At 62.1% G+C, this 12767-nt stretch carries 11 protein-coding genes; 6 read left to right on the top strand and 5 right to left on the bottom strand.

The window, feature by feature from the left end; all coding sequences use genetic code 11:
* Nucleotides 1-243 precede the first annotated feature (243 nt).
* The gene (locus tag NLY36_RS03095; protein WP_023697627.1) at nucleotides 244-3027 is read left to right on the top strand and encodes a valine--tRNA ligase; all 2784 of its coding nucleotides are present in this window, start codon (nucleotides 244-246) and stop codon (nucleotides 3025-3027) included.
* On the opposite strand, the gene NLY36_RS03090 is transcribed toward NLY36_RS03095, so the two are convergent.
* A complete protein-coding gene (locus tag NLY36_RS03090) occupies nucleotides 2976-3236 on the bottom strand; it encodes a hypothetical protein (protein WP_156937187.1) in 261 nt (86 codons plus the stop codon). The two genes, NLY36_RS03095 and NLY36_RS03090, sit on opposite strands and share 52 nt — an antisense overlap.
* A gap of 148 nt (nucleotides 3237-3384) precedes the next feature.
* On the opposite strand from NLY36_RS03090, the gene NLY36_RS03085 reads away from it, so the two are divergent.
* The 3 genes from NLY36_RS03085 (at nucleotide 3385) to NLY36_RS03075 (ending at nucleotide 7430) form a co-directional block, all read left to right on the top strand.
* A complete protein-coding gene (locus NLY36_RS03085) occupies nucleotides 3385-4605 on the top strand; it encodes an OmpP1/FadL family transporter (protein WP_023697626.1) in 1221 nt (406 codons plus the stop codon).
* A 292-nt stretch (nucleotides 4606-4897) separates the two neighbouring features.
* The gene (ilvD, locus tag NLY36_RS03080) at nucleotides 4898-6622 is read left to right on the top strand and encodes a dihydroxy-acid dehydratase (RefSeq protein ID WP_023697625.1); all 1725 of its coding nucleotides are present in this window, start codon (nucleotides 4898-4900) and stop codon (nucleotides 6620-6622) included.
* Complete coding sequence (locus NLY36_RS03075) at nucleotides 6609-7430, top strand: tetratricopeptide repeat protein (RefSeq protein WP_023735287.1); 822 nt, start codon at nucleotides 6609-6611, stop codon at nucleotides 7428-7430. Before ilvD ends, NLY36_RS03075 begins: the two co-directional genes overlap by 14 nt.
* A 202-nt stretch (nucleotides 7431-7632) precedes the next feature.
* Here NLY36_RS03075 and NLY36_RS03070 read toward each other — a convergent pair whose 3' ends face one another.
* The 4 genes from NLY36_RS03070 to erpA all read right to left on the bottom strand — a co-directional run bounded on the left by NLY36_RS03070 (nucleotide 7633) and on the right by erpA (nucleotide 9550).
* Complete coding sequence (locus NLY36_RS03070; protein ID WP_245260192.1) at nucleotides 7633-7887, bottom strand: hypothetical protein; 255 nt, start codon at nucleotides 7885-7887, stop codon at nucleotides 7633-7635.
* Between the two features lie 115 nt (nucleotides 7888-8002).
* Nucleotides 8003-8797 carry an exodeoxyribonuclease III gene (gene xth / locus NLY36_RS03065; protein ID WP_023667698.1) on the bottom strand — a complete coding sequence of 265 codons (795 nt, stop codon included), beginning with the start codon at nucleotides 8795-8797 and terminating at the stop codon, nucleotides 8003-8005.
* Nucleotides 8798-8805: 8 nt separating this feature from the next.
* Nucleotides 8806-9198 carry a VOC family protein gene (locus NLY36_RS03060; RefSeq protein ID WP_023667697.1) on the bottom strand — a complete coding sequence of 131 codons (393 nt, stop codon included), beginning with the start codon at nucleotides 9196-9198 and terminating at the stop codon, nucleotides 8806-8808.
* Nucleotides 9199-9202: 4 nt separating this feature from the next.
* The gene (gene erpA / locus NLY36_RS03055; protein ID WP_031205383.1) at nucleotides 9203-9550 is read right to left on the bottom strand and encodes an iron-sulfur cluster insertion protein ErpA; all 348 of its coding nucleotides are present in this window, start codon (nucleotides 9548-9550) and stop codon (nucleotides 9203-9205) included.
* 76 nt (nucleotides 9551-9626) lie between these two features.
* Between erpA and NLY36_RS03050 the strand changes: the two genes are divergently transcribed.
* Both NLY36_RS03050 and argS read left to right on the top strand, forming a co-directional pair.
* Nucleotides 9627-10841: a deoxyguanosinetriphosphate triphosphohydrolase gene (locus tag NLY36_RS03050; protein WP_023681656.1), complete on the top strand. Its 1215-nt coding sequence runs from the start codon at nucleotides 9627-9629 to the stop codon at nucleotides 10839-10841.
* A gap of 62 nt (nucleotides 10842-10903) precedes the next feature.
* Nucleotides 10904-12667, top strand: a complete 1764-nt coding sequence (gene argS, locus NLY36_RS03045) for an arginine--tRNA ligase (protein ID WP_023697623.1) — start codon at nucleotides 10904-10906, stop codon at nucleotides 12665-12667.
* Nucleotides 12668-12767 lie beyond the last annotated feature (100 nt).

Genomic DNA, 12767 nt, shown 5'->3' with positions numbered 1-12767 from the left:
AAAGCGCCGCCTTCGGGCGGCGCTTTCTCGCTGCAGGCCAGCGTCCGGCTGATGTCGCGAATGCGATCAGCTTCCCGTCGGGATCGCTGACGATGAAGGTGCGGGCATGGCCTTCCCGTTGAAATGACCAGGGCCCCGCCTATTTGCGTTGAAGGACTGAGGCAGCCCTCGCGGTTGACTTGGCCAAAACCTTCCGATTTACACCGGGTCAGCAAAACTCCCGACCGCGCGGACCACTTTCCCATGCTTGAAAAGACCTACGACGCCAAGACCGTCGAACCCAAGATCGCCAAAATATGGGAAGAGGCGGACGCATTTCGCGCCGGCGCAGGTGCGGAAGAGGGGGCCGAGGCCTTTACCATCGTCATCCCGCCGCCCAACGTCACCGGCTCGCTGCATATGGGCCACGCACTCAACAACACGCTGCAGGACATACTCGTGCGCTTTGAGCGCATGCGCGGCAAGAACGTGCTGTGGCAGCCGGGCATGGACCATGCCGGCATCGCCACGCAGATGGTGGTCGAGCGCCAGCTGATGGAGAAACAGATCCATCGCCGCGATCTCACCCGCGAGCAGTTCATCGAGAAGGTCTGGGAGTGGAAGGCCGAGTCCGGCGGCGCCATCTTCAACCAGCTGAAGCGGCTCGGCGCCTCGGCCGACTGGTCGCGTGAACGTTTTACCATGGATGAAGGCCTGTCCAAGGCCGTGCTCGAAGTATTCGTCAGCCTCTACAAGGAAGGGCTGATCTACAAGGACAAGCGCCTTGTGAACTGGGACCCGAAGCTGTTGACGGCGATCTCCGACCTGGAGGTCGAGCCCCAGGAGATCAACGGCAATCTCTGGCACTTCCGCTATCCAATCGAAGGCGAGACTTTCGATCCGGAAAATTCGGCGACCTTCATTACCGTGGCGACGACACGGCCCGAGACGATGCTTGGCGATACGGCGGTCGCCGTGCACCCGGACGACGAGCGCTACCGGCATCTGGTCGGGAAAAATGTCGTGCTGCCGATCGTCGGCCGGAAAATCCCGGTTGTGGCTGACGAGTATTCCGACCCGGAAAAGGGTTCCGGCGCGGTCAAGATCACGCCGGCGCACGACTTCAACGATTTCGAGGTCGGCAAGCGCCACAAGCTGCCGGCGATCAACATCCTGACCATCGAGGCGGCAATAACGCTCAGGAATAATGAGGATTTTCTCGCCGGGCTCGACGTGACGCCGGAGCGTCAGGCCGTCTGGGACGAGCTCGACGGTCTCGACCGTTTCGTCGCGCGCAAGAAAATCGTCGAGCTGATGGAGACCGGCGGCTTCCTCGACAAGATCGAGCCGCACCGCCACGCCGTGCCGCATGGCGACCGCGGCGGCGTGCCGATCGAGCCGTTTCTGACCGAGCAGTGGTATGCAAACGCCGCCGAGCTCGCCAAGCCGGCGATCGCATCGGTGCGTGAAGGCCGTACCAACTTCGTGCCGAAGAACTGGGAAAAGACCTATTTCGACTGGATGGAGAACATCCAGCCCTGGTGTATTTCACGCCAGCTGTGGTGGGGTCATCAGATCCCGGCCTGGTACGGGCCGGACGGCCGCGTCTTCGTCGAGAAGACCGAGGAAGAGGCGCTGGGCGCCGCGATTGAATATTATCTGGCGCTGGAAGGCCCGTGGAAGGCCTGGGTCGAGGACAAGCTCGAGACCTTCAAGCCGGGCGAAATCCTGAGCCGCGACGAGGATGTGCTCGACACCTGGTTCTCGTCCGCACTGTGGCCGTTCTCGACACTGGGCTGGCCGGATCACACGCCGGAGCTGAAGACCTATTACCAGACCGACGTGCTGGTGACCGGTTTCGACATCATCTTCTTCTGGGTCGCCCGGATGATGATGATGGGCCTGCATTTCATGCACGAGGAGCCGTTCCACACCGTCTATGTGCATGCGCTGGTGCGCGACAAGAACGGGCAGAAGATGTCGAAGTCGAAAGGCAACGTCATCGATCCGCTCGACCTAATCGACGAGTTTGGCGCCGATGCACTGCGCTTCACGCTGACGGTGATGGCGGCGCAGGGGCGCGACGTGAAACTCGATCCGGCGCGCATCGCCGGCTACCGCAATTTCGGCACCAAGCTGTGGAACGCGACACGCTTTGCCGAGATGAACGAGGTCGCGCGCAACGATGATTTCTGGCTGAACGACGCCAGGCTGCCGGTCAACCGCTGGATCCTGACCGAGCTGACCAGGGCGTCGCACGCGATCACCGAGGGCATCACCTCTTACCGCTTCAACGAAGCGGCGGGCGCTGCCTACCGTTTCGTCTGGAACCTCTTCTGCGACTGGTATCTGGAACTCTTGAAGCCGGTTTTCATGGGCTCCGACGAAGCGGCCAAGGCCGAAAGCCGCGCCTGCGTCGCTTTCGTGCTCGACGAGATCTACAAGCTGCTGCACCCGATGATGCCGTTCATGACCGAGGAATTGTGGGCGCAGACGGCAGGCGAGGGCAGGACGCGTGGTACGCTGCTTTGCCACGCCGCCTGGCCATCACCCGATTTCGAGGACGCAGACGCCGCCGCCGACATCAATTGGCTGGTCGATCTGGTCTCCGGCATCCGCTCGGTGCGCTCGGAAATGAACGTGCCGCCGGCGGCGATCGCGCCGCTGGTGGTGGTCGGCGCCAGCGCCGAGACCCACCAGAGGCTGGAACGCCATTCTTCCGCCATCCAGCGGCTGGCGCGGGCCGGCGACATCTCGCTGCAGGACGCCGCACCCAAGGGCTCGGCCCAGATCGTGCTCAACGAGGCGACGATCTGCCTGCCGCTCGGCAGCCTGATCGATCTCTCCGCCGAGGCGGCGCGGCTGCAGAAGGAACTGGCCAAGGTGACCGAGGAGATCGCGCGGTTGCACAAGAAGCTGTCCAACGAGAGATTCGTCGCCAGCGCGCCGGAAGAGATCGTCGCAGCCGAGCGCGAAAAACTCGCGGAATACCGTGATCAGCAGGAGAAGCTTTCGGTGGCGCTGACCAGGGTGCGCGACGCCGGTTGAGCGCCGGATTCGCGAGACGCTTGCAGCGCTTCGCGAAGGTTCTTTTGCTCGAAAAATAGGCGTTCCGTTGCGTTAATATTGACGTAAACGGAAAGTTTCGACCCCATTGTTGCCATAATGTAACAATGGGGCCGAATGCCGGCAAAATAGCCGGTTTTGGTGCCGTTTTGAGCGGTTTTTTCTGATTTGTTCCCCAGTCTGCCGCCCAAATGGTCATTTTCGAACCTACCGGCCAAGCCGCCACTGTGTTCGAAATGCGGTCCGCAAGAGTGTACATGTACGCTATGTGAATTCATTGTTGCACCGTTAACCCGAATTGGTTCTAGCTTGATGCACTGTATTTCGGGGAGGACATCCATGAACAATTTGCGTTTGAAAACACTGCTGGGGGCGGGGTGTTTTTCGCTGGCTTTGATTGGTTCCGCGATGCATCCGGCGCGTGCCGGCGGTCTGGAGCGTGGTGGCTACGACATCGACCTGCTTTTCGACCCAGCGCCGTTTGCGACGGAAGCTGAAGCGACCTATGTCATGCCGGATCGCAAGTTCAAGAATGCGGCCGGTCCGAACGGCGCCAACCTAGGTCTTGGCACGACGGCCGACGGAGCCGAGGGTTACTGGATACCGCACATAGGAATGAAGGTTCAGGTTGTGCAGGGCGTCGACTGCATGGTCGACTATTCGCAGCCTTGGGGTGCGCATACAGCACCTGGTATATGGAACGGTGCGCTTTCCAACACGGAAACCGATATCAAGAGCAACAACTACGCCGGTACATGCTCATATAAATTTGATGCTGGTAAGGGCCAGCTTCGTTTTATCGGCGGGTTGTTTTACCAGGACATAGGGGGCTTCAAAGAAAGCTTGGTAAGCGTTTTCCCGGTATTGACAGGTCGTGTCGATCTGGAGGCTAACGGCTGGGGCTGGCGCGCCGGCGTTGCCTACGAAATCACCGACATCGCGTTGCGCGCGAGCCTCGTCTACAATTCGAAAGTCAAGCTCGACAATCTCTCAGGTGAACTCGATCTCACCAGTGTCGGCCAAGGCGTTATCCCGATCTACGGCTCAACGCAGTACATGCCTGATACCGTGGAGTTGAAATTGCAGTCGGGTATCGCTCCAGGATGGCTAGCCTTCGGTTCGATCAAGTGGGTGAACTGGCGTGTGCTGCAGAGCGTTCCGATCTGCCCGACGATTGCTCCATCGTCACTTTGCTACACCAATGGTCCGGGAGAGGTCACCTCGCTTGACCTGATGTATCGCGACGGCTGGACCGTTTCAGGTGGCGTCGGCCACAAGTTCAACGATCAGTGGAGCGGTGCGGCCCAGATTTCCTGGGATCGCGGCACCTCGCATGGCTATGGTTCGCAGTCCGATACCTGGACGCTGGGTGGCGGCGTCGCTTATACGCCACAGCCCAACATCGAGGTTCGGTTGGGCGGTGCAATCGGCGTGCTGACCAGCGGTCACTCCGGCATAATGATTGGCGAGAACGGCAAAGTCGTTGGTGCAGACGCAACCTACGACTTTGGCAACGATCTGATCACGGCTATTTCGGGCGGTGTTAAAATTAGGTTCTAAGCTTCTGAAAATACAGGTAAAAGGCCGGGCGTTGCCCGGCCTTTTACGTTTTTCGGACAGAGTTGGCCCTGCGCTGGCGGGCGCGCCAGCGTTGCAGATACGCCGCACTGGCGTCGCCTCTCGCGATTGTGACGTTTTGGCAACAGTTTCTGAACAACCCCCGCGCTACAACTCCGCCAGACCAAATTGCCCATTTCCCGCCATAAACCCGGCGCACCTCGAATTTGTCTCGGGACACGCGCCAGAAGGCTCGGCGATGGGGCAGGCCGCACCGCCCGCGGCAAGGAAGAGTATGGACGCCAGAGTCATTTCCAAGGCCAAGCTGCCGAGCCGCCATGTGACCGTCGGTCCGGCGCGTGCGCCGCACCGTTCGTATCTCTATGCCATGGGCCTGTCTGCCGCCGAGATCGCACAGCCGCTGGTCGGCGTCGCCTCCTGCTGGAACGAGGCGGCGCCTTGCAACATCTCGCTGATGCGCCAGGCGCAAGTGGTCAAGAAGGGCGTCGCCGCAGCCAACGGCACGCCGCGCGAATTCTGCACCATCACCGTCACCGACGGCATCGCCATGGGGCACCAGGGCATGAAGTCGTCGCTGGTGTCGCGCGATGTCATTGCCGATTCGGTCGAACTCACCATGCGGGGCCATTGCTACGATGCGCTGGTCGGCCTTGCCGGCTGCGACAAGTCGCTGCCCGGCATGATGATGGCCATGGTGCGGCTCAACGTGCCGTCGATCTTCATCTATGGCGGCTCGATCCTGCCGGGCTCCTATCGCGGCCGCCAGATCACTGTGCAGGACGTGTTCGAAGCAGTCGGCCAGCATTCGGTCGGCACGGTCAGCGATGCCGAACTGCTCGAGATCGAGCAGGCGGCGTGTCCGTCCGCCGGCTCCTGCGGGGCCCAGTTCACAGCCAACACCATGGCCACCGTCGCCGAGGCGATCGGCCTGGCGCTGCCGTACTCCTGCGGTGCGCCGGCGCCTTACGAGATGCGCGACCGCTTCAATTTCGCCTCCGGCGAAAAGATCATGGAGCTGATCGCCAAGAACATCCGGCCGCGCGACGTCGTCACGCTGAAGGCGCTGGAGAATGCGGCGACCGTGGTTTCGGCCACCGGCGGCTCGACCAATGCGGCTTTGCACCTGCCGGCGATCGCGCATGAGGCAGGCATCAAGTTCGACCTGTTCGACGTTGCCGCGATTTTCGAGAAGACGCCCTACATCGCCGACCTCAAGCCGGGCGGCAAATATGTCGCCAAGGACATGTTCGAGGCCGGCGGCATTCCGCTGTTGATGAAGACGCTGCTCGACCACGGCTATCTCCATGGCGACTGCATGACCGTGACTGGCCGTACTTTGGCCGAAAACATGGAGCATGTTGCCTGGAATGATAGCCAGGATGTGGTCCGTCCCGCCAACCGTCCAATCACCCAAACCGGCGGTGTCGTGGGCTTGAAGGGCAACCTTGCCCCCGAAGGCGCGATCGTGAAGGTCGCGGGCATGACGGAGCTGAAATTCTCAGGTCCGGCACGCTGTTTCGATTCGGAAGAGGAATGTTTCGAGGCGGTCACGCACCGCAACTACCGGGAAGGCGAGGTTCTCGTCATCCGTTACGAAGGTCCGCGCGGCGGCCCGGGCATGCGCGAGATGCTGTCGACGACTGCGGCGCTCTACGGCCAGGGCATGGGCGGCAAGGTCGCCCTCATCACCGACGGTCGTTTTTCGGGCGCGACGCGCGGTTTCTGCATCGGCCATGTCGGGCCCGAAGCTGCCGTTGGCGGCCCGATCGGGCTCTTGAAAGACGGCGATGTGATCTCGATCGATGCAACCAAAGGCACGATCGCGGTCGATTTGTCCGAGGCCGAACTGGCAACGCGGGCGAAGGCCTGGAAGGCGCGCACGACCGACTATCAGTCGGGCGCGATCTGGAAATACGCACAGACGGTAGGGCCTGCCCGCGACGGCGCGGTCACCCATCCGGGCGGTGCCAAAGAAACACATTGCTATGCGGATATCTGAGTTGTTGAGGTCGTCTGTCCTTCCGGCACTGGTCGCTGTTGCGATCTTTGGCGCCGTGGGCCAGGCCATGGCCTTCGACGACAAGGTGTTCGACGACAAGACCGGCGTGAAGCCGCAATCGAGCCCATGGGCCGTGTTCCAGTTCGGCTTCTCCGCCTACAAGAGCGGTCATAAGGAACAGGCGGTCGAGGCCTATAAATACGCCGCCGAGAACGGCCAGATCGGCGCCACCTGGAAGCTCGCGCGCATGTACGCCGAAGGCGACGGCGTGACGCGCGACGACTATGCGGCCTTCAAATTCTTCTCCGAGATCGTCGATCAGGATGTCGAGCCGGGATCGCCGGAGGAAAGCTATGTCTCCGACGCGCTGGTGGCGCTGGGCGACTATCTCCGGACAGGCATCCCCGGCAGCCCGGTCGAGGAAAACGAGGTCGCGGCGCAGGAATATTACATGCGCGCGGCCGCCAATTACCGCAACCCGAACGCCCAGTTCGAGATGGGCCAGATGTTTTTGAAGGGCGAGGGCGGCGTCAAGGCCAGCGTCAAGCAGGCCGGCCGCTGGTTCCAACTCGCCGCCGAAAAAGGCCATGCCGGCGCCCAGGCGACGCTTGGCAATCTTCTGTTCCAGAGCGGCAAGATCGTGCGCGGTCTGGCCATGATGACCGCCGCGCTCGAACGCGCCTCGCCGAGCGACCAGCCGTGGATCCGCGGCATGCAGGAAGAGGCATTTGCCGCCGCCGGCGAAGCCGACCGCCGCACGGCGATTTCGCTTGCCGACGATATTCTCACCAAGGGTGGTGACGACTAGTGAAATTGCCAATCTCCCCCTCAAGGGGGGAGATGCCCGGCAGGGCAGAGGGGGGCGCTGTCCCGCTGGCATTTCAGTTGACTAAAGTTTGCCCGGGTTGGACTGAGAGGGTGAGCTTGTTTGACCGAAAGGTCGCGTTTCTTCGCGCCCCCTCTGGCTTGCCGGCCATCTCCCCCTCAAGGGGGAAATTAGCTCACATCCATCAGTTCTCGGTGAGTTCCGCCGGCGCCGCTCTGTGTACCGGCATCGAGATCGGCGTGACGTGCAGATGCGGCTTCATCGTGCTGTCGGGGCAGCTGTCGCCGATCTTGGTCCATGAGGTGTTGTTGAGCACCAGGTCGCAGCGGGCCATATGGCTCTTGTCTGAAACCGTAAGGCAGGTGACCTGGCCGACCTGGTAGGACTTGCCATTGGCCAGGCACTGCTGATCGGCAAGTGCCGCTGCAGGAGAGGCCATGGCAAATGCCAGACCGATCGGGCAAAGGAGGAATCGTAGTGCCATGGAACCCCAGCCGCCATGCTGACCTCTGACTGAAAGGCGCGATTGTGGCGACATCAGGGTTCGGCTGATATCAGGCCGGCAGCAGCGCCAGATCGATCGCCACCGGCACATGGTCGGAAGGCTTTTCCCAGGCGCGCACGTGCTTTTCAATCGAGGCCGAGGAAAAGCGGTTGGCGGCTTCGGGCGACAACAGCAGATGGTCGATGCGGATGCCGTTGTTCTTCTGCCAGGCACCGGCCTGGTAATCCCAGAAGGTGTAGACGTCGGCCGCATCGGTGACGGCGCGCACCGCCTCGGTAAAGCCGAGATTCTTCAGTCGCCGGAAGGCCTGCCGCGTCTGCGGCTGGAACAGCGCATCGCCAAGCCAGTTCTCGGGGAAGCGCGCATCGACCGGCTCGGGGATGACATTGTAGTCGCCGGCCAGCACCAGCGCCTCCTCCAGAAGCAGCCGCTGCTCGGCCCAGCGATGCAGCCGCTCCATCCAGGCCAGCTTGTAAGGAAATTTCTTCTCGTCATCGATGGGATTGCCGTTGGGCAGATAGAGCGAGGCGACGCGCAGCGCGCCCTGGTCGGTCGAGAACACGCCCTCGATGAAGCGCGCCTGCTCGTCGGCGTCATCACCGGGCAGGCCTCTGATAACCTCGTCGAACGGAAGTTTCGACAGTAGGGCGACGCCGTTAAAGCCCTTCTGGCCATGGGTTTCCACGTTGTAGCCAAGCGCCTCGATCTCGGCGCGCGGGAACTGCTCGTCGACCGACTTGATCTCCTGCAGGCAGACGATGTCGGGCTGGCTTTCGCTCAGCCAGTGGGTGAGGTTGCCTATGCGGGCGCGAATGCCGTTTATGTTCCAGGTAACGATTTTCATGGGCGGCCTCAGGGATGTTCGGGCGAAAGACGTTCGACAAGCCCGATCGTATTGCCTGCCGGGTCCTTTAGAAAGGCCATCCACTCGCTTTCCCCTGCCGTTCCGAACGTGCCTTCGGTGTCGTTGTGGACGAGCGCCGGCGGTGCGGTGAAGGGAACGCCGGACGCTTTCGCCTCGGCGTGGAAGGCTTCGAGCCCGGCTATATCGAGATAGACGGTGCCGGCCGGAACGCCATCGGTGAACAGCAACCTGATATCACCGGCCATGATGAAGGCGATGCCCGGCGGATCGTAGCGGGCGTGAACGTTGAGGCCGAGCACATCGCGCCAGAAGGCCAGCGTCACGTCGAGATCGCGCCCGGCCGACAGTGCGACCTGACGGACCGGGCCGACGCCGGACATCTGCCTAGATGGAGAAACTGGTGCCGCAGCCGCAGGAGGCGACTGCATTGGGGTTGCGGATCTGGAACGATTGGCCCATCAGATCGTCGACGAAGTCGATCACCGAGCCGCCCATATAGACCAGCGACAAATCGTCGATCAGCACGGTGGCGCCGTCCTTTTCGATGGCGACGTCGTCGTCGTTGCGCGTATCGACCAGGTCGAACTTGTAGGAAAAGCCGGAGCAGCCGCCGCCTTCGACGGAGACGCGCAGCGCCGTCTTGCCGACCTCGCCCGAGACGATTTTCGCGATCCGCCTGGCGGCGGACTCGGTCATCTCGACTTTCATGGCAGTCTTGGCATCAGCGCCCATGGGCGTCACCTTGCTTTCGGTTTCACATGATAGGTATGAAGCGGGAAGGGGCAAGTCAACTGCGGCGGCATCAGCCATGACAAATGAGCTTGGCGACATTGGGTTCGGCTATCGGCCGCGCGCGGCCTATGCCAGCGACCCAGCCAGGTCGCGCGGGCGGCTCTATGACGAGGTCGAGAGCCCGACTCGCACGCCATTCCAGCGCGACCGCGACCGTATCATTCATTCGACTGCCTTCCGCCGCCTGAAGCACAAGACGCAGGTGTTCGTCGCCCATGAAGGCGACCACTATCGCACCCGGCTGACGCATTCGATCGAGGTGGCGCAGATTGCGCGGGCTCTGGCGCGAGCGCTGCGCGGCGACGAGGATCTGGCCGAGGCGGTCGCCTTGGTGCACGATTTCGGTCACACGCCGTTCGGCCATACCGGCGAGGACGCGCTGAACGAGCGGATGGCCCAATGGGGCGGCTTCGACCACAATGCGCAGTCGCTGCGCGTGGTGACGCGGCTGGAGCGGCGTTATGCCGAGTTCGACGGGCTGAACCTGACCTGGGAAACGCTGGAAGGCCTGGTGAAGCACAATGGCCCGCTGACCGACGCCAAGGGAAAAGGGCTCAAAGGCCCGGTGCCGCAGGCGATCCGCGACTATTCCGAGTTGCACAACCTCGAACTCGACCATTTCGCCGGCATCGAGGCGCAATGTGCTGCGATCGCCGACGATATCGCCTACAACACCCATGACATCGACGACGGCCTGCGCTCCGGCTTCCTGACCTTGGACATGCTGGAAACGGTGGCGCTGCCGGGATCGATCCTGGCAAGCGTGCGCGCGCGCTATCCGGGCCTGGACGATGTGCGCACCGGCCATGAGCTGATGCGCCGGCAGATCACGATGATGGTCGAGGACGTCATTGTTTCCACCACCGCCAATCTGGAGCGCATCAAGCCTGACAGCGCCGAAGCGGTGCGGGCGGCGGGCGAGACGATGGTGACCTTTTCCGCAGACATGGCGGCGACCGAGAAGGATTTGAAGACCTTTCTTTACAAGCATCTCTACCGGCATGACGAGGTGATGCGCGTTCGCACTGAGGCCGAGCAGATCGTGCGCGACCTGTTCGATGTCTATTTCGCCGATCCGCGCGCCATGCCGGACGGCTGGCGGGAGGGGCTCGACCGGGCGGAGGACCGCATCAAGGCGCGCAGCGTCGCCGATTTCCTGGCGGGGATGACGGATACCTACGCCTTGAAGGAACACCGCCGTCTGTTTGACCATACGCCCGATTTAAGCTAGGGCGGGCGCGATTTGCCGGCCAATGAGCCGGTTCCCCTGCACAGTCCGCCAGAGCAAGACCCATGAACATCTTCGCCGATTTCAGCGCGCGAATCACAAAAGCCGTCGAAGCGCTTGATTTGAAAGACAGTAATGGCGTTTCGCCCGACCTGTCGCGCATCGCCGTCGAGCCGCCGCGCGACGCCAGCCATGGCGATCTCGCCACCAATGCGGCGATGGTACTGGCCAAGCCGACAGGGCACAACCCGCGGGCGCTGGCCGAGCGGCTGGTGGAAGTGCTGCGCAGCGACGCCGATGTTGCCGAAGCCGACGTCGCCGGTCCCGGCTTCGTCAATCTCCGGCTCAAGGACGCTTTCTGGCAGGCACATCTGACCGCGGTGCTCGGCGAGGGGCAAAACTACGGCCGCTCGACCATTGGTGGCGGCAAGAAGACCAATGTCGAATATGTCTCGGCCAATCCGACCGGGCCGATGCATGTCGGCCATTGCCGGGGCGCGGTTGTCGGCGACACGCTCGCCAATCTGATGGCCTTCGCCGGCTATGACGTCACCAAGGAATACATCATCAACGACGCCGGCGCGCAGATCGACGTGCTCGGGCGTTCGGCCTTCCTGCGCTACCGCGAAGCGCTGGGCGACGACGTTGGCGAGATACCGGCCGGCCTCTATCCCGGCGATTACCTTGTGCCGGTCGGTCAGGCGCTGGCTGCCGAATTTGGCCGCAAGCTCTTGCAGATGCCCGACGATGAGTCGCTGGCAATCGTCAAGGACCGCACGATCGACGCCATGATGGTGATGATCCGCGAGGATCTGGCGTTGCTCAATGTGCATCACGACGTTTTCTTCTCCGAGCGCACGCTGCATGCCGACAATGCCAAAAAAATCCGCTCGGCGATCAACGATCTGACGCTGAAAGGCCATATCTACAAGGGCAAGCTACCGCCGCCCAAGGGCGAGAAGCCGGACGACTGGGAAGACCGCGAGCAGACGCTGTTTCGCTCGACGGCGGTCGGCGACGACATGGACCGGGCGCTGGTCAAGTCCGACGGCTCGTTCACCTATTTCGCCGCCGACGTCGCCTATCTCAAGGACAAGGTCGACCGCGGTTTCGTCGGCCTGATCTATGTGCTGGGCGCCGACCATGGCGGCTACGTCAAGCGGCTGGAAGCGCTGGCGCGGGCGATTGCAGGCGATGATCTGAAGCTGCAACTCACGGTGCTGCTGTGCAATCTGGTGAAGCTGTTTCGCGATGGCGAACCGATTCGGATGTCGAAGCGGTCGGGCGACTTCGTGACCTTGCGCGAAGCGGTGGAGGAGGTGGGCCGCGATGCGATCCGCTTCATGATGCTCTACCGCAAGAGCGATGCGCCGCTCGACTTCGATTTCGCCAAGGTCACCGAACAGTCCAAGGACAATCCCGTGTTCTACGTGCAGTACGCTTCGGCGCGCTGTCATTCGGTGTTCCGGCAGGCGAGCGAGCAACTGGGCGAGGCCAATTTCGACCGCAACAGCCTGGCCGCGGCCTCGGCGTCGCTCACCGATGAGGGCGAGATCGGCCTGATCCGGAAGCTGGCTGAATATCCCCGGCTGGTCGAATCTGCGGCCCTTGCGCTGGAGCCGCACCGGCTGGCATTCTACCTCTACGATCTGGCTTCCAGCTTCCATGGACACTGGAATCGGGGCACCGAGAATGCCGACTTACGTTTTGTTAAGGTTAACGACCGACAATTGACTCATGCCAGACTAGGGCTGGTGCAGGCTGTTTCGGATGTTTTGACCTCCGGCCTGACGCTGATTGGGGCTGATGCGCCCACTGAGATGCGTTAGGTTTAACTAAAACACCTGTCACCATTTGCCCACATTGCGCTGGTAAGGGCCAACCCTACGCGACGTCCATGGCGTCCGAATGAGTGCGAGTTCGGGAACA

The organism is Mesorhizobium sp. C399B (assembly GCF_030323185.1).
GTDB lineage: Bacteria > Pseudomonadota > Alphaproteobacteria > Rhizobiales > Rhizobiaceae > Mesorhizobium.
This window is presented reverse-complemented; position numbering and strand designations above follow the sequence as displayed.